The sequence below is a fragment of the Fulvivirga sp. M361 genome (assembly GCF_007097395.1).
Classification (GTDB): Bacteria; Bacteroidota; Bacteroidia; order Cytophagales; family Cyclobacteriaceae; genus Fulvivirga.
Window position 1 is genome coordinate 1 of record NZ_VKDC01000006.1, and the last position, 22,746, is coordinate 22,746.

21 protein-coding genes are annotated in these 22,746 nt (G+C 42.5%); 8 read left to right on the plus strand and 13 right to left on the minus strand.

What is annotated here, in order from left to right; translation table 11 throughout:
• From FNH22_RS32875 to FNH22_RS07515, 4 genes are all read left to right on the plus strand, one after another.
• The coding region (locus FNH22_RS32875) for a transposase domain-containing protein (protein WP_143397737.1) at positions 1 to 108 on the plus strand (108 nt) is incomplete at its 5' end.
• Positions 109 to 866: 758 nt separating this feature from the next.
• Positions 867 to 1,130 (plus strand): hypothetical protein, encoded by a 264-nt coding sequence (locus tag FNH22_RS07500; RefSeq protein WP_143397738.1) that lies wholly within the window; start codon positions 867 to 869, stop codon positions 1,128 to 1,130.
• Between the two features lie 652 nt (positions 1,131 to 1,782).
• Complete coding sequence (locus FNH22_RS07510) at positions 1,783 to 3,564, plus strand: hypothetical protein (protein WP_185154116.1); 1,782 nt, start codon at positions 1,783 to 1,785, stop codon at positions 3,562 to 3,564.
• A gap of 188 nt (positions 3,565 to 3,752) precedes the next feature.
• A complete protein-coding gene (locus tag FNH22_RS07515) occupies positions 3,753 to 4,214 on the plus strand; it encodes a CBS domain-containing protein (RefSeq protein WP_143397740.1) in 462 nt (153 codons plus the stop codon).
• A gap of 83 nt (positions 4,215 to 4,297) precedes the next feature.
• Here the strand turns inward: FNH22_RS07515 and FNH22_RS07520 are convergent, their stop codons facing one another.
• The 5 genes from FNH22_RS07520 to FNH22_RS07540 form a co-directional block, all read right to left on the minus strand.
• Entirely contained in the window at positions 4,298 to 7,333 is a 3,036-nt protein-coding gene (locus FNH22_RS07520; RefSeq protein WP_143397741.1) for a hypothetical protein, read from the minus strand.
• A 278-nt stretch (positions 7,334 to 7,611) separates the two neighbouring features.
• Positions 7,612 to 8,163: a heme NO-binding domain-containing protein gene (locus tag FNH22_RS07525; RefSeq protein ID WP_143397742.1), complete on the minus strand. Its 552-nt coding sequence runs from the start codon at positions 8,161 to 8,163 to the stop codon at positions 7,612 to 7,614.
• Between the two features lie 232 nt (positions 8,164 to 8,395).
• Positions 8,396 to 11,692, minus strand: coding sequence for a glycosyl hydrolase (locus FNH22_RS07530; protein WP_143397743.1), 3,297 nt, complete (start codon positions 11,690 to 11,692; stop codon positions 8,396 to 8,398).
• Positions 11,693 to 11,814: 122 nt separating this feature from the next.
• Positions 11,815 to 12,666, minus strand: a complete 852-nt coding sequence (locus FNH22_RS07535; RefSeq protein ID WP_143397744.1) for a DUF1571 domain-containing protein — start codon at positions 12,664 to 12,666, stop codon at positions 11,815 to 11,817.
• Positions 12,667 to 12,952: 286 nt separating this feature from the next.
• Positions 12,953 to 13,516, minus strand: coding sequence for a hypothetical protein (locus FNH22_RS07540; protein WP_143397745.1), 564 nt, complete (start codon positions 13,514 to 13,516; stop codon positions 12,953 to 12,955).
• Between the two features lie 297 nt (positions 13,517 to 13,813).
• Between FNH22_RS07540 and FNH22_RS07545 the strand changes: the two genes are divergently transcribed.
• Positions 13,814 to 14,269, plus strand: a complete 456-nt coding sequence (locus FNH22_RS07545; protein ID WP_143397746.1) for a hypothetical protein — start codon at positions 13,814 to 13,816, stop codon at positions 14,267 to 14,269.
• Between the two features lie 14 nt (positions 14,270 to 14,283).
• Here FNH22_RS07545 and FNH22_RS07550 read toward each other — a convergent pair whose 3' ends face one another.
• The 6 genes from FNH22_RS07550 to FNH22_RS07575 all read right to left on the minus strand — a co-directional run bounded on the left by FNH22_RS07550 (position 14,284) and on the right by FNH22_RS07575 (position 18,263).
• Positions 14,284 to 14,889 carry an alpha-ketoglutarate-dependent dioxygenase AlkB gene (locus FNH22_RS07550; RefSeq protein WP_143397747.1) on the minus strand — a complete coding sequence of 202 codons (606 nt, stop codon included), beginning with the start codon at positions 14,887 to 14,889 and terminating at the stop codon, positions 14,284 to 14,286.
• The gene (locus FNH22_RS07555; protein WP_143397748.1) at positions 14,876 to 15,121 is read right to left on the minus strand and encodes an Ada metal-binding domain-containing protein; all 246 of its coding nucleotides are present in this window, start codon (positions 15,119 to 15,121) and stop codon (positions 14,876 to 14,878) included. The genes FNH22_RS07550 and FNH22_RS07555 overlap by 14 nt, the downstream gene beginning before the upstream one ends.
• A gap of 4 nt (positions 15,122 to 15,125) precedes the next feature.
• Complete coding sequence (locus tag FNH22_RS07560) at positions 15,126 to 15,845, minus strand: 2OG-Fe(II) oxygenase (RefSeq protein WP_143397749.1); 720 nt, start codon at positions 15,843 to 15,845, stop codon at positions 15,126 to 15,128.
• A gap of 4 nt (positions 15,846 to 15,849) precedes the next feature.
• Complete coding sequence (locus FNH22_RS07565; RefSeq protein WP_143397750.1) at positions 15,850 to 16,707, minus strand: methylated-DNA--[protein]-cysteine S-methyltransferase; 858 nt, start codon at positions 16,705 to 16,707, stop codon at positions 15,850 to 15,852.
• Between the two features lie 82 nt (positions 16,708 to 16,789).
• A complete protein-coding gene (locus FNH22_RS07570) occupies positions 16,790 to 17,638 on the minus strand; it encodes a DMT family transporter (RefSeq protein ID WP_221420235.1) in 849 nt (282 codons plus the stop codon).
• Between the two features lie 253 nt (positions 17,639 to 17,891).
• Positions 17,892 to 18,263, minus strand: coding sequence for a DUF1801 domain-containing protein (locus FNH22_RS07575; protein WP_143397751.1), 372 nt, complete (start codon positions 18,261 to 18,263; stop codon positions 17,892 to 17,894).
• Positions 18,264 to 18,645: 382 nt separating this feature from the next.
• Here FNH22_RS07575 and FNH22_RS07580 point away from each other — a divergent pair, with 382 nt between their 5' ends.
• Positions 18,646 to 19,566 carry a DUF4476 domain-containing protein gene (locus FNH22_RS07580; RefSeq protein ID WP_143397752.1) on the plus strand — a complete coding sequence of 307 codons (921 nt, stop codon included), beginning with the start codon at positions 18,646 to 18,648 and terminating at the stop codon, positions 19,564 to 19,566.
• A gap of 104 nt (positions 19,567 to 19,670) precedes the next feature.
• Here FNH22_RS07580 and FNH22_RS07585 read toward each other — a convergent pair whose 3' ends face one another.
• Positions 19,671 to 20,177: a hypothetical protein gene (locus tag FNH22_RS07585; RefSeq protein ID WP_143397753.1), complete on the minus strand. Its 507-nt coding sequence runs from the start codon at positions 20,175 to 20,177 to the stop codon at positions 19,671 to 19,673.
• A 375-nt stretch (positions 20,178 to 20,552) separates the two neighbouring features.
• Between FNH22_RS07585 and FNH22_RS07590 the strand changes: the two genes are divergently transcribed.
• Positions 20,553 to 21,536 carry an acyl-CoA desaturase gene (locus FNH22_RS07590; RefSeq protein ID WP_143397754.1) on the plus strand — a complete coding sequence of 328 codons (984 nt, stop codon included), beginning with the start codon at positions 20,553 to 20,555 and terminating at the stop codon, positions 21,534 to 21,536.
• An 85-nt stretch (positions 21,537 to 21,621) separates the two neighbouring features.
• Complete coding sequence (locus tag FNH22_RS07595) at positions 21,622 to 21,816, plus strand: cold-shock protein (RefSeq protein ID WP_143397755.1); 195 nt, start codon at positions 21,622 to 21,624, stop codon at positions 21,814 to 21,816.
• A gap of 125 nt (positions 21,817 to 21,941) precedes the next feature.
• Here FNH22_RS07595 and FNH22_RS07600 read toward each other — a convergent pair whose 3' ends face one another.
• Positions 21,942 to 22,583, minus strand: coding sequence for a hypothetical protein (locus tag FNH22_RS07600; RefSeq protein WP_143397756.1), 642 nt, complete (start codon positions 22,581 to 22,583; stop codon positions 21,942 to 21,944).
• Positions 22,584 to 22,746 lie beyond the last annotated feature (163 nt).

Genomic DNA, 22,746 nt, shown 5'->3' on the forward strand with positions numbered 1-22,746 from the left:
TGCAAGCTCAATGATATCAACCCATTAGAGTGGCTTACCCAAACCCTGAGAAAAATCCCTGAGTATAAGATCAACCAGTTACATGAATTACTGCCTATAAGAAAATAATCATAATTAAATACACGCCCAACACCGAAGGGATACGGAACTCTGTGAAAAATGGTGAACTTTTGAAGTTGATGCAGGCGAATGGCTTTAGCATCTTAGTGACGGCAGATCAGCACTTACGTCATTAGCAAAACCTTGAAAAGCATGGTGTCGTCATCATTTTATTGATCAGCCCCACCAATCGCTATGATGTTTTACGCGAATATATTCCCTCTATAGAATCCGAATTACCACCAAAGATCAATTACGGAATAATCGAAATAACGGGCTAAGCTGTTTTGATTTCCACATCTTTCACATCAGGCAATGCCCATCTGCTCCAACTAGCGTGCATATACTCCTCAGTCTCTCGCGTAGTTCAAACACAGCATAACAATCGCTGTGCCTTTGGCAAGAGAAGAGATGTATATTAAGTAGGCCTCCGGCCGGGTTGTATCAAGAAGCCAAAGTGTTTTAAAATATGAAAAAGACCATAATCATCGATTGATTTAGCCTGTATAGATATCATGAATAAAATTGACGACTACGTTCACAATAATGATACACAAGCAAGTATTGCTGCACAACCCATGCATTCTTTACAGTAGCACGGGAGATTATGCAGGACGGAGAGGCTTGATGGAAGTTGAAGTAGTGCAAGGCGAGTTATAGGCGCATAGTCCAATTATTCCCGTTCAATAAATCAGCAAGGGAAGAGGGAGTAATAGCTCCTATGGAACCAAATCCTCTAAAAAGCGTTACCTTTAAAGCATACAAAAATGAGGATAAATCGTTATTTTGAGTCAAACGCATTGATTATGAGTGGCACACAGGCCAAAAAGCTGGAATTATTGGAATGGCTTGCCGCCTTACAAGATAAATCGCTGATCGAGGAATTAGCGCAATGGAAGGCATCTCGTCAGCGTACCAGTATTGAAGCTTATAATCAAGATATAGAGTCTGCTGACGCTGAAATAGAAGCAGGTGACTATACTTCTCACGAAGAAGCGGTCAAAGCGATCCGTTCATGGAGAGAACAGTAGTCTGGAACAAGCGGCCTTTGCAACATCTGGCTAAGGAGCTTAAACGTATCAGTGAGGGGTCTTACTAAAATGCTGAGTTAGTAGAAACAGCGATCCTTACGTCATTAGAAGCCTTGAAAACCCGTCCTGAGAAATACCCACCAGATAAGTTTAAACGTAACATCCTGGACATTACCGTGCCTTTGAAACACATAGTTACCGGGTAGCTTATCGCTTTACAGACAAGCAGATCAGGGTATTACGTATCCGTCATGTAAAGCAGGAACCCAAGCTGTACTGAGGCCACCTCACGCGTCTGCCTCTAGGCACACCAACTAGTCCGCGTCTGTGCCGCGGATTACCGGATGTAAATTGGTGAAAGTTCTAGCATTTACAATGCGGGTATCAAGGAGCCTTTTGGCTAAAAAGCATACCCCAACTATTCCTCGTTTTTTCAACAAGGGTTAAGGAGTGTTAGAAACGAAAGAGCCAGCATTTACCATGCGGCTTACCACCAACGCGAGTTAACCATTGAATAAATTCAGTTCCTCGGATCAACGCGTATCAGACAAAAAGATCAAGTATTTTTAATACAGTTTCCCACCAACGAAAATCAACCATTAAAAAAATCAAACGCATAAAATTGCGTATTTTTGCATCGAATCTTGTTGGTTTGAAATACACTTATCTCCTTCTTTTACTGGTCTCTTATCCGCTGTTATACGGACAAGATCCTGCTGTACTGGATAGCCTGAAAAATCGTGCTCAGTTTTCTCCGGATTCGATGGAAAATATCTCTGAAACAGACACTACACGACAACGAATAGTGACCAAACTGGATAGTATTGCGAATCTTAACTTACCAGTAGGTCAGGCAGATTCACTTCGGTCACAGTGGTTGGGGCAATTAGATGACCTGAATAATCCATCTCTTTTAAAATCGAACCGTCTGGACTCCTTAACACGTTACCGTGCGTTTGCAGACAGCCTTAAATCTCTCAACCTTCCTCATGAAAAATATGTCAGTCGACTGGACAGTCTGATGAAGTTGCCGGAGGAGAAGGTACAGGGATACCTGGCCAAATGGAAAGAAAAAGCCAATAAACAAAGCGATAGGTTAGGGACAAAAAGACTGGAAGATAAAGTAAATGCCGGTATACCCGACCCCAATAGAGCAGGGTTCAATGCGCCTGGCATGGATGAGACTGGTATTGACCCTCCAACAGATAAGATACCGACAAATGAAATAGCTGGAAAAGCCAGTGGTTTGGAACAGGACCTTGGACTTTCCGGTGATGTCTCTGAAATCGAAAAACTGAAGGAAGAGCTGGCATTGGATGATCAGGTAGGATCTGCTGTTGATCCGTTAAAAGAAGATCTGGAATTAGACAAATTACAGGAGCAGGTCAGTGATGTTAAGGCATTGCCATCTGCAGAGGTGAATAAGGTAAAAGAGGCTGCCGGTGCAGATAAGGCAAATAAACAGCTGGACAAGGTGTCTCAACGAGCAGAAGAGGGAAGTGAATATGCCCGGGAGGTTCAGGCAGCGGCAGATGGAGATTTTACGGAAGTAGAGGAGCGGATGGAGCAGAAAGCGCTTAAGAAAGCAGGTGCCTTGAATGACCTGGAAGAACAATCGGCGCTTTTGGAAGAAGCACGAAAAGAGCATGAGGAATACCTTTCCTTGCAACAAGAGTATATAAAGCGGGCACAAAAGTACAGTGATCCGGCGTTTGTAAAGCAGCGAATACAGGAAAAATCAAAATATGTGGCTAACGACCAATTGAAAAAGTATAAGAGCAAGGTAGAAGATGCTCAGAAAGAATTAGCAGAACTTAAGATGGACTCTGTAAAACGGTTTATTGAAGTTAAAAGCGCCGAAGAGTGGCCACTGCGGGACAGAATTATTTTCGGAGCTAACCTTGAGTTGTTGCGTAATGACATTATCCAGGTGGATGCAGCGCCTTACATAGGCTTTATGTTGGATGATCGGTGGCATGCCTATTTTAGCTATATGTACCGGATCCGTTTTAACAAAGACGACAGTCGTGTGCTGTTGAATAATCCGGTTTACGGGCCAAGATTGAGTTTCACCTATCGTTTCTACAAAGGCTTTTATGGCCTGCTTTCCGGTGAACAGGTCAGGGTGGATGTACCAAAGACCGGTCCGGCTGATCTCAGTGTACGCGAATGGAGACGTGGCCTGTTTTTGGGCGTTGGTAACCGATATAACATCACCCCTCATATGAAAGGAACGGTGCAACTCATGTATAATTTTTTACATGACAATACCAGTCCTTACGCAAGACCTATTAACATTCGCATGGGATTTGAAATAGACCTGAAGCAACGTGTTTCCCGGAAAGACGTCATCAATGGTGTGAAGAAAGCCCATAAAAGGAAAAAAATGCTTGAGAAGATAAAAAAAAGTAGCCCTGTCAAAGATCCATTTTAGCTATAGGCGATCGACTAAGCTATTTAATAGGCCAGTCAGGGGGTAAAAATTTCTATAGAAGAAGTGCCCTGGCATCATTCATAAACACATATTCTGTATTCCAATGAACTGTGGATGAGTCCCCTTTCCTTTGAATTGATCAAATAATTACTTAAATTAATCTACTCACCAAATCAAATGCGCAAACTATGGTAAAAAGTTTTCAAGGGGTAAGACAGGTAAAGCCTGTGAAAGCCCAACCTCAGGATATATCCGTTGATAATTATATGAGTAGACAATTAATCACTTTTAGTCCGGATGATACAATGGATAAAGTGATCAAGGTCTTGTTGGATAAGAAGATTGCCGGAGGGCCTGTGGTCGATGAAAACAAACAGTTAGTAGGCGTTATTTCCGAAGGAGATTGCCTGAAGGAAGTGGTAAAAGGAAAATACAATAATACACCCAGTCTGTCAGGCAGAGTGAGTGATCATATGTCAAAAGAGGTGAAGACCGTTCCTCCGGAAATGAACATCTTCGAAGTTGCTCAACTATTCCTGACCATGAAGTTGAGAAGGTTTCCCGTTTTAAAAGAAGGAAAACTTGTCGGTCAGATCAGCCAGAAGGATGTCATGCGTGCGGTACAAAAACTTAAAAACGCTACATGGTAGTTGCTTCAAAAGCAATAAACATTACTATATACTAGTGCGGGTAAATAAGGAGATACTTAAGTAGCGGAAATATCAGAAATTGCTCAAAGCATAGCTTTTAGTTTTCCCAGTTCATTTTTAAGTACCTTAAAACGTTCCAGGGCATCTTTTCCGGGCTGCTGATCCGCTTTGTTCATCATGTTATACAGGTAGTTGATCTGATCGGCAAGCATGGGTTGTGGATAGGTTCCTTCTGCGGTCTTTAATTTCTGTAATACGTTGGAGAGTGTAACATGACGTTCTGTATCATATTCGGGTAAACCGGCCACTTTCTTCTTTTTATCCAGTTGTTTAAACTCTTTATTGAGCTCATCTTCCAGCTTTCGGGCTTCAGTGAGAAGCGCTATCAGGTCCAGTTGTAGTTTTAGCAGTTCGGAGATATGATCTGAGGTAGTATGTGTTGCATTACGAGGATCCTGCATCAGGTTAAAAGTTTGTGTTAGCGTAGCACTACCTATGGTTAACTTGGCGGTGTAAACGCCTGGCGCTGCTAAAGGGCCATTTTTATAACGCTGGCGTTGCTTACTACTCCATGGCCCAGCATACGTCATGTTCCAATGAAACCGGTTTAAACCTTTATGGGTAGTTAATTTTTTATCCACCAGGTAAGTGATGGTATTTGTACTCATATCACTTATGGCCTGTTCTTCGCCTTTCATCTGACTGCTGTCCCCGAAATATGTATTTACAATATTTCCCTTATCGTCCATAATGTCTAATCGTATACTCGTATTTGTTGATTCGGACAGGTAATAGTCAATGATCACGGAGGGTTTTGGATAAGTAATTAGCGGAGCGCCTTCCGTACGTACTTTCGGGTAACGAAAACGGTAGGTATCCGATGGCTTGAATAAGACAGCGTTGTCTTTTAAGTTTGTGATGTTTTTGTCTCGGAGTGTGGCGATATTATCCAATACCCAAAAGGAACGCCCCATAGTGGACAGCACAAGGTCGTTACGATGTATTTTGATGTCAGTGATAGGTGTCAAAGGTAAATTTTGCTGGAAAGGTACCCATTGTTCGCCGTCGTTGAAGGAAATGAACATACCCCATTCGGTACCGGCATAGAGTAACCCCGGTCGTTTCGGGTCTTCACGTATCACCCGGGTGGGGTAGTCTGCGGGGATCCCGTTAGTTCCTGTGGTTAGTAGTTTCCAGCTTTTACCGTAATTCTCAGTTTTATAAATGTAAGGTTTCCAATCCCCTAACTGGTAGCGCAGTACGGCGATGTAAGCTTTTTCAGCATTATGAGGTGACGGTTCCACCGCATCCACTCTTCCTCCCTGTGGTAGTTTTGACGGTGTTACGTTGTCCCAGGTCTTTCCATCATTTTGCGTGACGTAGACAGGTCCGTCATTAGCGCCTGTCCATATCACTCCCTTTTGAACCGGTGATTCTCGTATCGAATAGAGTGTACTGTAAAATTCTTCTCCCGTAATGTCCCGTGTGATCGGGCTACCGGAAATCACTTGTTTGTCTGCCTTGAAAGCCGTCAGGTCCGGGGATATCGTTTCCCAGGTGACTCCTTCATCCCGTGTGCGATGAACATATTGAGAGCCGTGAAAGATCACACCAGCGTCATGAGGGGATACATGGATCGGCGAGACGCGTTGAAAGCGATAATTGAGGTCTTTGGGGTTATGACCGTACATGTTTGATGCCCCGACATAATATGATTTTTCAATTCCTGTGCGTTTGTCATATACGGTGAATCGTCCTTTGCAGTTGGCATATACAATGTCCGGGTTTCCCGGTTTAGGTACGGCCGGGCCTGTTTCACATCCGCCGGTATTCATGATCCAACCGATACCTGCCCTTTGTACACCGTAAGGGGCCATACTTGGGACAGATATGGTCGTATAATTATCCTGTTGGCCACCGTAAAGCCAATAAGGATACTGATCGTCTACCTCTACCTGGTAGATTTCAGTAGTAGGTTGATTGAATTGGGTGGACCAGCTTTGGCCTCCATTGTGAGTAACATTGGCCCCGCCATCGTTGGCTTGTATGAACAGGTCGGTATTGTTGGGGTTGATCCACATGTCATGGTTATCACCGTGAGGGGGAGAAAGTTTTGACCAGGATTTTCCGCCATTGACGGACTTATAGTAGCTGGTAGCCATGGCATATACAATGTCCGGGTTTTTCGGGTCCACTTCTATGTTCGTATAGTAAAATGGCCTCTCGCGTATTCCTTTATGGTCTGAAACCTGTTGGAAGGACTTTCCCTGGTCTGTAGACTTGTATAAACCTCCTTTATCATCCGGAGCTTCTATCAAAGCATAAACGATCCGTGAATCACCCGGGCAAACGGCCAGGTCAATTTTACCGATAAGGCCTTCTGGCAACCCCTTAGTAACTTTTTCCCAGGTAGTTCCTCCGTCCATTGATTTGTAAATACCACCTTCTTGCGTAGTACCTCCGCTGATGATCGTCCATGGTTTCCGTTCGGCTTTCCAGGCAGCGGCATAAATGATCTCAGGGTTTCCGGGGAGTAACTCCAGGTCAGCGAAGCCAACTTTATCCGAAATGAATAACTTTTTTTTCCATGATTTACCCCCGTCGGTAGTTTTATATATTCCTCGTTCTGCATTTGGCTGAAATGCCTGCCCGATAGCGGCTACGTAAACTATATTATGATTTTCAGGGTGTATCTCCAGCGCACCGATATGTCCTGTTTTGGTCAGGCCAATGGGGTCCCATGTTTTCCCTGCATCTATGGATTTGTAAACACCCTTCCCTGAGATGACATTGCTACGTAGACCGTCGGAACCGGTGCCGGCATATACGATGTTTTCATCATTTTGAGCTACTGCTATGGCGCCGATAGAAGGTGTTTCAAAGTACCCGTCCGATACGTTGCTCCAGGTAGTACCATAGTCTTCCGTTTTCCATACACCCCCACCGGTGGCTCCCAGGTAATATGTAGAAGGTTTTGAAGCTATGCCTGCCACTGTGGTCACTCTTCCTCCACGTTCAGGCCCTACATTTCTGTATTTCAGGGCAGAGAAATCCTGACTTTTTATGGAATGAGCGTTGATAATAAGAAAGGCTAGAAGGATGGTTGAGGTCGCTTTCATAGGGTTCGAAGAGATTGATGCGCGTTCAGACAATGTTAATTTATTCCTATGGTTTTTGTGAGCACTCTTTGATAATCGGCACATCATTACTTCCATATACTTATGGGTAAGGATGAAAGGGAGGGAATTCAAATCAGGGCTTTACAGTCCCTATGGAGACTGTAAAGCCCGGCCAAGATGAGAAAGTCCGTATTATGATCAGCGAATGCTTTTATCATTATCTTACCCTATGGACAAGGGATAATTATGACTAAAATAGCTACATTCTGATGCTTGGGCTAAGACAGGACGGGAGTCGTATTCCTGACTCTTTTTATGGTAAGTACCTCATTTCCTGTAGCGCCAGATCTTTTGATGGTTAACTTAGTATTGTAATGTTTTCCTATGGCCCTGACAATGCCTATACCAAAAGCCAGGGCGTCTCGTTTAGAAGTGTATGATATGGTAATCTCATCTTTTCCTTTCCTGTTAATGATGAGGGTGGGAGAGGCTACATTGTTTTGTGTTGTTTTAACGGACCCGTATATCATGACCTCTATGTTTTCGATTAAGTCCATCGCATCCCACTCTTCCCTTATGAATGCGCTGAATCTTTTGTACAAACTTGGAGTGATGTACTGACCAAAAGCTTCCAAAACAGAGTCTCTGCTCACTCCCAGCATTTTGCATACAGCGTCCAAAATTTGTTCCACCTCATGGTCGGGATAGGCTTGAGTAGGATCATAGTACTTCATTCCTAAGCCACAGCCATACAGTATTTCTTTAAGGGCTTTCTGTCCATGGTTTTCTCTTACAAATTGGAACAGCTGTTTAAAAATAATACCATGCATCGCGTAAATGGGTTTGATCAATACAATGCCGACGCTTTATATAAAAGGAATAGGAGCAATTGCAGCACAAATGCTGGTGGCGAGTTGAGAGCTTTCCTGTGTTACGGGTCGACAAAGGATTGTGGTTTTAAAAATAAGGAATTGAAAAGACCCTAAAGGCCCTTTTCAATTCGTGCATAGTTTAAACCGTTTTTAGTACGTTTAAGTTTTTTTTAACGAGTGTTTTTATTATTTATTCTCCTTCTACCCAGGGAGCTCCCGCATCTTTTAGGGCTTTAGAGAGCGTTTCCAGCATGTTCTGAAGGTTTTGCAACTCATTTTCGATCGTGTTTATTTCGTTCTGTACAATGGTTAAAGTGGCTTTATGTGTTTCCGTAGGACCATAGGTAGAATTGCTCAGCCCGCGGAATAGTGCGAAAGTGCGCTCGCCAGGCGTTGGTTTGGTTTTTTCACCTGCCTGCCTTTTGGCACCATTACCGTACAGTTTACCTTCGAGTGATGTTAGTGCATTGCCCAGATCATACAATTGCTTGTCGAGTTCACCAGGATCACTGCCGGATTGTTTAAGAGCCTGATGCATGGCTTTTGATCGCTTCCTGGCATTAGCAAAACGAATATCAATGGCAGACAGTTTACGAACAATGTCGCTGTAACTTTGCCAAAAAGCTTTTAATTCAGCATGAGAAGCTCCTTTTAACGCCCCTTCCCGAAGCGGAACTACGTCAAAAGTCATCGGGTCACTTAATGAAGTAACCGTGCCTTCGACTTCTTTTGACAGCTGTACCGTGTATTTGCCCGGAATAACCATCATACCTTTGGGAAGGAAGTCAGGGGCCGATGTCGCAGCTTCCAGGCGGATGGCGTCCGGTGCAGGGTATCGCAGGTCCCATGCTACTCTATGAAACCCTTTTTTTGCTGCTCCCCCAACGCGACGAACCACATTTCCACTCGCGTCTTTAACGGTAAGCCATATTTTAGGGGTAGGGGTTACTCTTTCTTTTTCAACAGCTTCCCATCCGGGGAAAGAAATATTCCTGTTTTGAGCATTGGCCTTTTTCTCAGCTTCTTTACGTATTTCAGTTTTTGATTTGAGCCCGTCTTTTAAGTAATAGGTGAAAATGGCCCCAAAATCCGGATTAGGGGCTACATAATGCTGGGCGCCCTGTGAACCTTTCTGGTCATCGAAACTCAGGTGAGACCTTGGGACATACCACCAGGCTTTCCTGGTAGGGAATAGTGTGGCTTCTTGTTGCAATTGGCTTTCAGTCACGCTTCGAAGTGCTGTGTAATCATCCAAAACAAAAAATCCGCGACCGAAAGAAGCGCCGATCAGGTCGTTTTCCCTTCTTTGAATGGCCAGGTCCCGGAAAGAAATAGTGGGAACGCCCCCTTGCAGCTTCGTCCATTGACCTCCGCCATTTACGGTGAAGTAGATCCCGAACTCAGTAGCGGCAAAGAGCAGTCCCGGTTTTTCATGGTCCTGAACAATACGCCAGACCAGGGTCCTGTCGGGTAAGTTGCCACGGATTGATTTCCAGGTCAACCCTTTGTCACTACTTCTTAACAAGTATGGCGAGAAGTCACCGTATTTATGATTGTCTAATGCAGCATAAACCACATTGCTGTCAAAGAGGTCCGCTTTGATGTCATTCACAAATGCTGTAGCAGGGACACCCGGGAGGGTTCCTACTTCTGTCTTCCGCCAGTTTTCACCACCATTTTCGGTCACCTGGATCAGCCCGTCATCCGTACCGGCATAAAGGAGTCCCTCTTGTTTTGGGGATTCTGCCAAAGACGTAATGGTGTTGTAGTTGGACATGGCCAGAAAATCCCAGGGATTGTCCCAGCTTTGTGTCCGGCCCATTATGGGCAGTTCAATACGATTCTGGTTTTTTGTCAGGTCGCTTGAGATGGCCGTCCACTGATCACCACGATTATCTGATTTCCATACCCTGTACGAGGCAAAATAGATGCGCTGTGGTGAATGCGGACTTACCAGGATAGGAGCATCCCAATTGAATCTTTCATGACCCTCATCGGCACCTGCTTGAGGTTGTATGTCCGTTACCTCTCCTGTAGTAAGGTCAATGCGAGATAGGTTCCCTTCCTGCCGCTCCCCATACATGATGTCAGGGTTACCAGGTTCGGTGGCGGGCTGGTGTCCATCCCAGTTAAGTACCACTTTCCAGTCAGAGTTCTGGATGCCATGCACATTGTCTGTGCGTGACGGACCTCCCTGCGTGCTATTGTCCTGGGTGCCGCCATAAATATTATAGAAAGGGGCGGCATCGTCTACAGCCACTTTATAATATTGGGTGACGGGGATGTTTTCCATATAGCGCCAGTGGGTTCCAAGATCAAAACTTTCATATACGCCGCCATCGGTACCTACGAGCAAGTAATCCGGGTCACTTTTTTTGAAGGCAATGGCGTGATTGTCGCCATGTTTGTGGTCCCTGTTCAGTCGCTTGAATGTTTTTCCGCCATCTTCCGAGTACTGCATCCAGGCGTCTCCAAGGTAGAGTCTTTCAAACTGGTGAGGTGATGCATATAATTCCTGATAATAATGAGGCCCGGTAGCTCCTGCCACGGCATCAGATCTTTTTTCCCAGGTAGTGCCGCGGTCAGCAGAGCGATAAACACCTCCTGTACGACGGTCTAATTCTATGGCGGCATAAATGATGTCCGGTTGCTGTGGAGAAACAGCCAGCCCGATCTTGCCCATATGTGAGGTAGGTAAACCGTTAGTAAGCTTGGTCCAGGTTTCACCACCGTCGGTACTGCGATGGATTCCTGAGCCAGGTCCTCCGCCCATATAGGCTGCCACCGTTCGGTGCCGGTCCCAGGTAGCGGCGTACATCCGGTCAGGATCACGAGGATCGGTCACCAGGTCCGTTACGCCTGTCCATTGAGCATTACCGAGCTTTCGCCTCCATGTTTTTCCACCATCAGTGGATTTGTATAAGCCGCGTTGACCTCCCTTTTTCCATAAAGGTCCTTGTGCCGCTACCCAGAGAATGTCAGAGTTTTCCGGGTGTATGATGATCTTGGAAATACGCTCAGATTTTTCCAGCCCCATATTTTTCCAGGTTATGCCCCCGTCATTACTCTTGTAGATGCCATCTCCATATCCCATATGGCGACCACCTACATTTTCACCGGTACCCACCCATATCACATGTGGGTCCAGCGGGTCTATGGTAACACATCCTATTGAATACGATTTTTCTTTGTCGAAAACCGGCGTCCAGGTAGTGCCGGCGTTGGTCGTTTTCCATACTCCGCCTGAGCCTACGGCCACAAACCAGGTGTTTTCATCCTGCGGATGGATGGCGATATCTGCTATTCGGCCTGACATAAATGCCGGGCCTATGTTCCGTAACTTGATCCCGTTAAAAACAGAATCCGCAAAAAGAGAAGTAGTAGTAGCTGAAGAGCTTGTTGTTCTGCTTTTTCGTTGCCCAAACGCATATAGTGTGGCACAAATAAAGGCGAGAACTATTGCCGTTCTGATAAAAGTCTTGTTCATAATGTTTGACAGGTCTGATTTAGGTTTTCCGAAGTTACGGGCCGTCTAACGGATTTGAAAACCACCCATCAAAATTGTATGAGATGTGAGGGCAATGCCTTAATCTTCTACGAATTTATAATTCAAAAATCGTATTCCGAAAATGACGCAGTAAACTCGTTAGGTTGAAAAGCCGGATCTACTTCAACATTTAGAAAGTCATATTGCTCGTAGAGCCCTTTATCATCATAGACATGAATACCTGACGGAATAAGACGCTGCTTGTCAATGTATAAGATCATTTTAGGGCTATAGTCATTTGGCATCTTCAACGTATATCCGGTGATGTCATGGTCAAAATCGTCCAGGTGCGTGTTGAGTGCCAGGATCATGCGTGCGCTGACCAAATGTTCGGCAGCTAATGAACGCACTGTCCCTTTTTTATCTACTTTGTGATCAACATAAGTGAAATAAGGATTATTAAACGCAACTATCCAACAGTCGTTGCCATGTTTGTCAGTACTCCCGGATAACTCAACCATGTTGCTGAGGTGCGGATGGTACTTATCCATCAGGTGTTCCATGATAGACACGAAGTAATCAAAACCGGATTCCATTACGGTGTGGTGTTGGTCCTTTGTCATTTGTGCTCCAAGTGGGTCCAGCTTTAAGTTGAACCATGGAAATCCGTCCGGATTGACCAGCGCCGTTTTACTGCCACCATGATAGAGGACTTCTATATTTTTACCAGGGGGTAGCTGTCTGGTGTATACTTTGAAAGGGTCCCGCTGGAGCTTTACGGCAGATCGCTGTTTGAGCATCTTACCATTCACCCTTTCTTTTTTATGCATTTCATAGCTTAAAGTATTGATCTCTTTCGTTTTTGCAGACATTTCCCTCACCAGATTGCAGGCGTTTTGGGCGTGTATTGAGTGAGCAGATAGCCAGAAACATAATGTAAAAACGGATGCGACAATCTTACGGGCTATGTTCATAAGCAAACTTTAAGTTTCAGTAAAGACAGTAGCAGATAACAAATGGTTGACGTTTTGCAGAAATAAATGCTATCTCTCTTGCCGTTAATGTAATTGTTCCTGCCTTATTTTCCAGTTGTTTTACGGTCTTTTTAACGTCAGCCGGAATATTCTAATGAAAACCAACAGATTATTATTTCGTTGTGTATCGCACTAGCGGATAGCCACTTTGTAGTGCATCAGGAAACAAAACAATTGATGTGAGCAGGGGCCAGGCAGAAGCCTAACCTTACCTTAATTTCAAGACTTAATACTTTCTACCGTAAAGGAAAACGTTTTTGATCAGGTTTTTAGGGAAAGCATAGGAAAGGCCCCGGGTCAGATACGATTTTTCCGGACTTTTCGCGAAAAAGGAAGTTGATGCAGGCACCTTCAAACCCCATGAACCTGAAGGTTTAAGTTCTCCCGGCACAATAACGACCATATGTCCTTCCCCTTCCTCATTGATATAAATAGCAACACTGGCTCTGTTTTTATTGGCTCGCTCCTGCGCTGTTTGCAATACATCCGGTTCATAGGCGTGCCCAAGCTCCTCCCATTTGGCATTAGTCTTTAAGTATTCGGAAATTTCGACAACAGAAAGATATCGCTTTTTGGAAGCGGAGTAAAAGTCTTTTAAACCATACACCGTGGATAATGACTTTCCGGGATATTGATTACAGGATAATCCATTATCGGATACGTTTGCGCAGTCTTTGAATGCCGACATATCTGCCTGAAGATCCTGGTTCCAGTTTCTGTTGATTTTTTGTGCAAATGGGGTGGAAAAAAATAGGGTGATCAAAAGAGTTGTAAGTGCAAGTCCCCTCATAAGGCCGTTTAGTATCTGATATTAAAAAATGAACCATAAACTTACTTAAAATAACCCCTTTAAAAAGCTATTAATTGCTAAATAAGTACACATGTAAGAATTTTTAATTTTATTGTTTTGTAATCCGATTTATGCCTAAATGATGGTGGTCTTATTATTTAATCTTCCAGGACCTAAATACGATTTGAAAATCATATTATTCTGATAATTAGTTCATTGGTTTTGTTGAAAAGCCTTGTCGGAATATACCACGGATGTTTTTAATCATTGATTCAAGGATTTTTGTAGCTTTAATATATGAAAACGACTGAGGAAAAATACACCCAACTCATTGATCAACAGATTCAAAAACTGTCTGCACCGGACTTTGATCTGGAAGCCTGGAAAGGAGCTACCAAGTACGTTTTAAGCTTAGTATTTGGTGAAAATAACACTAAAATAGCCGAAATAGAGAATCTTAAAATTGACTATAGCAGTTGGGCATTGCGTGATTCGGCTTCGGATTATAAACCTATTGAAATGTGCAAAAAGAAGGGCCGGGAGTTACTAATCGTAGCTAAAGATGAGGTCGTACTTTTGGGATTAAATAATCAATCTAAAACGTCTGATTTACTTCTTAAATCACTTCTTTCGGAAGAAGAGTACAACCTATTCACCGATCCAGCTATGGATAAAGAAAAAAAGCGCGGTGTTCTGAGTAAGCTTAAAAAGAACCAACTGGTGGACATGCTTTTGCCGTTACTCCAGGGATGACCGCTTACAATCCATTACGTTGCCAAAATTGAACGAAAGGTAAGGTTTATCCTGGGGCGAGTGACCTTTTTAGTAGGAGGGAGACGATGCTGCCAGTAGGTTTGTGTTTCCCCTTTCATCACTAATAAGCTGCCATGCGCCAGTACCTGTGATACGCTTTGTCTTGTGACTTTATGCCTTAAACTGAACTCGCGTTCTGCTCCCAGGCTGACAGAAGCTATAACTGCATTTTTACTAAGGGTTTTCTCGTCATCACTGTGCCAGGCCATTCCTTCGCTGCCATTATGATAAAGATTGAGAAGACATGAGTTAAACCGGGTATGAACAAGTTGCTCTATCAGATTTTTTAACTCAGTTAATTCTTTCGTCCAGGGCAAGGCGTATTTTGTGGTATTGGAATAGGTATAGGCATATGTTTTGTCACCATACCAGGCCACCTTTCTTTTGGTTACAATATGTTTGCCCATGATTTTGGCCTCATCATTTCTCCAATCAACGGTATACAGTAATCTATCCAAGTAATGGTCCGCATCAGATCGGTTAAGTATGATCCCGTGATAATCTGCTATTCCGTCATACGGAAGTAAGTTTTGCCTGGTTTCACTGCTAAACAGGTCCATTTCTCCATCTTTTATATGTCTCCCTTAGGCAATGAGCGCAAGGCCGGTATCCATATTTCAACGCTTCTTCCTGATCGGTAAAGAAAACCCTGTTCTCTCTTTTCAGTCGTTTTCCTGACCGGCATCCAAGTGAGCCATAGATCTTCAGCTTTTTGTTTCCTGCCAGGCGAAGTGATCCTTTCCTGATCCCTTGATTAAGCTCAAAGTTGGTTATTTCGTCGTGTAAAACCATCCAATTATGCAGCATCGTGAAAAATGATCCCTAAAGTATGTCTTTGACCATATAAAACTTCACTCACTCCGTGTTTCATGGCTGCCTTGTAATAACGTTGGTTGCCCTTAACAGGTCTGAAGTTGGTAGTGAATATGAGTATGTCTCCTTTGTTGCACTGTATAACCGTAGCTTTTGACTGGGCCCTTGGGCGTTGTTCTGTGATAACAAATTCGCCACCGCCATAGTCATCACCGGGAGAGTTTAAAAACAATACAGCCTGAAGGGGAAAGTAAATGCTCCCATATAGGTCCTGATGCAATGTGTTATATCCACCTTCACCATATTTTAATAATAGCGGTGTGGGTTTTACCTGATGATTTTTAACACAGATATCTTGCAGCTCCTTCAGACTTGAAGGAAAAGCTTGACCAAGGTTCAGCGACGCCACCCATTTATTCGCCAGGGTAACAAGGTTTGGATAGATGAGTTCCCGCATGTCCTGAATAGCTTTTGGCAATGGGTACTTAAAATATTTGTATTCGCCCAGGCCAAAACGATAGCGCTCCATTACGATTGTTTTTCTGAAATGCTCCTGCTGATCATACAACCGGATAAGGTCATTGCATTGGTTCTCCGGAATACAACCAGGTAATTTGGCATATCCTTTTGTATCAATGGATGCAATAACAGATGTCCAATTCTGTGCCTGAATGGACCGTTCTATCGGTGTAAACGTTTCCATATTTTCAGTTGTTGCCTGGGATTATATCTGTTTGTGCTGCTTCCCAGCCTATCATGGCTGTTTTTCTGATCGTACCCCAGCGGTAGCCACTGATTTCACCATTGGTACGGATCACACGATGGCACGGGATTAAAAAAGCCACCGGATTGCTTCCTATAGCTGTACCTACAGCTCTCGATGCTTCAGGCTTTTGGATCAACTTAGCGACCTTGCCATAAGTAGATAAATGCCCGCTGGGTATCTTTAGCAGGGCCTCCCATACCTTTAACTGGAAGTCACTGCCTTTGAGATGTAGCTTGATCTGATCTAGTTTGCTCCAGTCATGAGTGAAAATATACAATGCATTTTGTTGTATTAAATCCACCACCTGATGAAAGGTTGCATTTGGGAATGCACCGGTTAGGCTGACCATCGCTTCGGTTTCATCTTCTACAAAAGCCATGTGGCAAAGTCCTTTATGCGTGGAGGCTACCAGTAATTTACCAAACGGACTTTCTGCAAAACTATAGTTTATGGATAAAGCCTGTCCACCGTTTTTAAACTCGCCGGGGGTCATTCCTTCTATGCTTACAAATAGGTCATGAAGACGACCTGTACCTGAAAGGCCGGTCTCATGTGCGGCGTCGAACAGTGTTGCTCTTTCTTTTTTCAACAAGCTTTTGGCGTAGGCGATACTTATGTATTGAAGGAATTTTTTTGGACTCACACCTGCCCATGAGGTAAATAGTCGTTGAAAATGATACGGACTCAGGTGGACCTTTTCTGCTACTTCATAAAGGGAGGGTTGTTGTTTAAAATTGTCTTGAATGTAGCCAATGGCCTCAGCTATTCGCTCGTAATCGATATTTTTTTGATCATTCATGGTCATTTTGTTTTATGATCCAAAATTGGCAACACTGAGAATGATGTAAAACCCGAAAATTGCTCAATACGATGAATATATCCTAAGTGGTTCGATGTTTCATCGATTTTTTGATATTTAGCAGGTTTCCGGTCAGCATTAAAAGACTTCCAATTAACAATGTAATGTCAAAATCTTCATTGTATAGAATAATACCGGCCAGTGTAATGAGAGGCAGCCGCAGGAAGTCCAGGGTAACTACTAAGGTGACATCGGCATATTGCATTGCTTTCGCAGTACAGAAATGTGCCGTTAATCCGGTAATTGCGATCAATACGATCCACGGCCATGTTTCGCCTGTAACCCATTGCCAGTTGAATAGTGCGGGTATCAGCCCGAGGGGAAGCTGTATCAGACTCATGTAAAATAAAATAGTTGCCGGGCTTTCTTTGTAAGAAAGGGATTTTGTGAAAATGTGTGCAATGGCAAAAGCCACTGCTGCTGCGAGTACAATAAATGAAGATCCGTTAAGAAGGGTGTATCCTGGCTTTAGAATGATGAGTACACCTAACAGGCCTACTACTATGGCAAATACTTTGACCTTTGTCATTTGCTCTTTTAACAGGAAATAGGCAATCAGCGCTGTCCATACAGGTGTAGTGAATTCTAATGCAAAGACTTCTGCCAAAGGCAATAGTCCAATGCCTATGAACCAACCGTATTGTCCTGCAAAATGGAAAGTATTTCTGATCATATGCTGCTTGAAATATTGCGTACGAAAAGGGTGTGGATTACCGGATAACACATGGATGGACGACATGATCACCAACCCTAATGCACTGCGGTAGAAAAGCAGCTGGAACGTATCTAACACTCCATTAAGTTCACGTGCTCCAATGGCCATGATACAGAAAGAGGCCAATGTTCCAATCATCCATAAACCGGCTTTCATAAAAGGAAGGTATTAGAATATGAACCTGACATAATAGTACTGGTACTACCGCTTCTCAATTGTAGATATGCTGTGTTCTTCTTAATGGAAGATTTGCTTTTCAAAGAAACAAAGAAAGAATTCGATTCAGGTATTTTAGGCGCTGCGGATAAATCTAAAGAGGTAACCCATTTTAAACTATGTATGAAGTTACTCAGCCCATGGCTTTCAAATACTAAGTGTTATTGCCAGTTCCTTACTTAAAAGAATAGATCTAATTTTTACTTCTTTTTGAAGCATAGGGAATGGTCTTATCCAATAACAATGCTTCATGTATGATCTCGTTTAACGCGTCTTTTGGGATATCCCGGTAGGTTTTGAATTCCAGGCTAAAGACTTGTTTCCTGCCTTTATGGTCTAACAGCCCCTGTTCGTTGGATAATTCGTTACCACGAGTGAATGAGAGCTCAACATTTCCCGTTTTTGAAACATTAATGTAGCAGATCCAACTTTTAGCATAGTAAAAAGGTACTTTGTATCGTATTTTACAAGTGAGGTCCAGGCGAGTTAAGGTCTCATGCAAGTAAGTTATAATCTTGCGTTGCCCTTCATTCTGCCGGTAAATAAAATCTTCAACTTCACTCATGGATTAAGCGCTTAAATTATTTGTGATGCGATCCGGGTTTTGACAAATGTCCGATCTAAATATAAACTTTACATTTATAATTACCTGTTTGTGCCCCTTTATATTCATACCAATATGAGCAAGATGGTTAATCTTTCAAAAAGTTAATGATTATACTATTTTCACCAACCAAATCGCAGATCTATACATTCAATACCCTTTGATTGATCCACACTGGCAGTAGTAAGTACATCTGCTATCAGGCAATAAGCTGAATGCTTGTCTTAGAACTTTTCCTGGTTTTTGTAGAGAAGATGTAGAGATGGAAAAACGCGGGATTTCGGTCTTTATAGCGTTATTGGCACAACTTCTGTAAAGTGCTCCAAAACAAATTATCGAGATTATGAAAACTATTTATTTTTTGATCATTGCTTTATTCGCTGGCAATGGACTTTTTGCGCAATCTTCCTCCCTGGTATTTTTCACAGAAGAAGGTGAAAAATTTACTCTTTTTGTCAATGGTGACAAAAAGAATGATACTCCTCAATCGCGCGTTACTGCGGGGCAGATAGCGGTAGATTTTGCCCAGATAAAACTGGAGTTTGAAACTCCGGGCGCCCCCGTGGTCAAACAGCAAATGATGATTGACCCAGGCATGACCATGACTTCTATTATAAAAAGAAATAAGAAAGGGCGTTATGTAATGCGCCCTGTAAGTTCCGTTCCGTTAGCTGATGATAAGACCTCTGAAACGGTACGTATTTCCGAGGTAGTGGCTACTCCTGCCCCTATGGAGCAACAGGTGACTACTGTAACAACCACCACATCCCAACGAACCGATCAAAGCACCAAAAACGGTGGAGATAATGCTTCGGTAGGGATCTCTGTCACTGAAGGCTCTGCTAATGTAAGTTTAAATGTTAATGTAGCTCTTGATAATAGTGATTTGGAACCTTTGGAAGAAGAATCTACTACCACAGTGACTACCACTACCTATACTGAATCTTCTACCGTACAGCCTGAAGAAGCAGGTTGCAACGCCATGACAAACGACTCATTTGAACGAGCCAAAAAATCTATTAATAATAAATCTTTCGGTGACGAAAAAATGACCGTTATGAAGCAAATTTTAAAGGGCAACTGTGTTTCAGTCAAGCAGGTAATAGGTTTTATGGAGTTGTTCACGTTCGAAGATAATAAGCTGGGTGTGGCTAAAGCTGCATATTCAAAAACCACGGATCAAGGCAATTATTACCAGGTAAATGATGCACTTACGTACTCAGAGTCTGTAGAAGAGCTGAGTCAGTTTTTGGATAGCCAATAATATTTACCAGGTTATTGATAAAGGAAAGCATGGAGTTATCCAGGTGAGTTTCATGCTTTTCTTAAATAAAGGGCCGGTTGGGGTTATGTCCGTGCCTAAGTGGATTAAGCCTGCTGTTTTTTATTCAATTTTCGCACAGAGCGTGTAGCCCATCGTTTGAAACGTCCCCAGAAGATTTTTTGAGCACTATTCCATGGGTTGTATAGGTAAGGTTTAACGTAAGTGCTCAGTTTGCCCGTTATTTCAGTTAACTCACCTGTTTGCTCTGTGCTGAATTCAAGCCTGTAAGGTCTTATCCAGCGGAAACTGATTGCATAACTACCATACAGGTATTGCAGGTCACGATACTTATTTTCTTTAATAGTAGTAAGTTCGCCGGCAAAATTTACGAACGGACCGGAGTGATTAGTGAGTACACTTTCATAGAACCCATTCGGTATTTTATCCGGTTCAGGGCTATAAAATTCTACCTTCCAGGGCCATACCTGGGTATCCGTAAAGGTGCGGGTATCATTGAGCCACTGCCAGACCATAGCTTCATCAGCAGCCACTTTAAAAGAAAATTCAAAAGAATGGTCTTTAAATCCAGGTGGTTGAGGTTGTTTGATCATGTAATACTAAACCTTTTTTAACCTGTAATGTTTTTTCAGGGAGATTGGAGTTAGGCTGTGGTTTATTTTTCCTGTCATTATTACAAAAACGTACGATACAAAACGTTACCGTTTGGATTTGCCATTCCAATATGTCGTGCCTCGTGCCTTTTTGATTTATTTAGATAGGTTGTAAATAATATTCAATACCTTTACACGGTCTCAGAAATTAAGAGATGTTTCGCTATAAAACACAAAACAATCAAGACTCCTAAATTTTCCTCGTCAACAGATTCTGACTTTTCAAAGACCTTGAAGCGCCGTGTTAATGATTATTTTAAAACGAATAACATTAGCAGGTATGGTAATACAAGTATGATCTTTAAATCTGTTTTCATGCTTTCCTTGTATTTTGTGCCTCTCGGATTCATTATATCTGGAACCGTACATAACGTAGCGATTTTATTCGCTTTATTTCTTTTGAGTGGATTGGGAATGGCAGGAGTAGGTATGGGCATTATGCATGATGCACTCCATGGCTCTTATTCCAAAAATAGAAGAGTGAATAAATTCATGGGATATGCCATGAACCTGATCGGAGCCAATGCTAATGTATGGAAGATACAACATAATGTGCTCCATCATACCTATACAAATATCGAAGAGGCCGATGATGATATCAATGCACCTTTCTTTCTACGATTTTCACCTCATGCCAAGTGGAATAAGCTTCACAGGTTTCAACACTTTTATGTTTGGATATTTTATGGTCTGTCCACTATTTCCTGGGTGATATCAAAAGACTTTATAAGAATTAATCGTTTTCGAAAATTAGGTTTTTTCAAGCGTAAAGGTGAGTTTAACCTGGAGATTGTCAAGATCTGCTGCTGGAAGCTCTTATATTATTCGTTTGCTCTGGTACTGCCACTCATTATGGTGCCAGTTGCTCCCTGGATAGTTTTGTTGGGTTTTCTGGCCATGCATTTTATAACAGGCCTTAGCATTACCATTATATTTCAAACAGCGCATATAATGCCGAGCACAGAATTTCCTTTGCCGGATGAGAATGGAAATATGTCTGATGAATGGTTAGCTCATCAGCTGGCTACTACCACGAACTACTCTCCAAAGAGCAAACTATTCTCTTGGCTGATAGGAGGGTTAAATTATCAGGTAGAACATCATTTATTGCCAAATATTTGTCATGTTCACTATAAGAAGTTATCAAAGATAGTGGCAGATACTGCGAAAGAATTTAACTTGCCTTACCATTGTAAGCGTACGTTTGTAGGAGCAGTTCTTGATCATATTAAAATGCTTCGTTCCCTGGGACGATTGGAACTTGCACAGGTTAGTACGAACGAAAATAAAGTTATGTAACTTGCTAATATAACGGCAAGGTATGTCGTTATTGCATAGAATTTTCACTGAACACAATAAATAATAATAATTAGAAACACAAGTAATGAAAGAAGGAACAGTAAAGTTTTTCAATAATTCCAAAGGATTTGGTTTTATTAAGCCATCAGATTCAAGTGACGATATTTTTGTTCACGAAACAGGTCTTATTGATGAAATCCGCGAAAACGACAAAGTAAAGTTTGAAGTGGAAAGAGGTAAAAAGGGTATGAATGCTGTCAATGTAGAATTGATTGACTAAATAATATCATCAGTATATAGAGAGGCTATCCATTGGGTAGCCTTTTTTTTGCGCTATTATATTTAATAGTACCATACATTCAGATTACGATCATTGCCCATTTGTAGTTATCACTTTGTTCAGGCTCAGTTAGAAGCTATGAAATAGCTTTTGTCAGATGTGATAACCATTTTTTTGTCTTGATTGCCCTCTTTAGACAAATGGAGTATAAAGCCAAATTCATAGATTTTACCGGTAACTTCTTCCGCATAAACCCTCAGGATCATACGAGAATCCGTAGGTTTTTTCTTTGTGCCAATAAATACATCCGTGGGAAGGTCGGTGATAGAATTGATGCCATCTTTTATCTCGAAATAGGGGCTGTAGCCCAGAGTACGTTTGCCAATTTCCCAACTACCTGTTTCGAAGTCTATTTCACTCGCCTTATATACTTTCAATACATTTAATGTTATGGACTCCAGCAACCATCGGTCATTTGTGGTGTTAAGAAGATCTATTTCTATCTCCATACTTTCACGGGCTATGGATATGCGACGCTCTTTTAAGGATGAACTATGGGAAGTAGGAGGGTAGTAAATACCGCCATAGTTTTCACTATTGACATCTTCCCCGGTAGTCAGGTCTATGCTGATGTCTTTCCAGTCATCCGCGACCATGTAGTGGTCATTGACAATAGTAATGGTTTTGAATTTTATCTCCCGGGTTGTGTTGGGAAGGTTGTTGTCAGTTAGAAAACAGTTGAGAGCAAGTAATAGAACGTAATTCATGTAGGTCATTCATTAGGCATAGTAAATTTACTTGAATAAAAGTATTTCCAAAAGATCTGTTAACACCTTATCATCCGACCGCCTTGGATCTTGAGTAACTCAAAACAGATGATCTCAATAAAACCCGATGGGACCGGAAAGGCAAATAGTTTTCGAGCGCTTT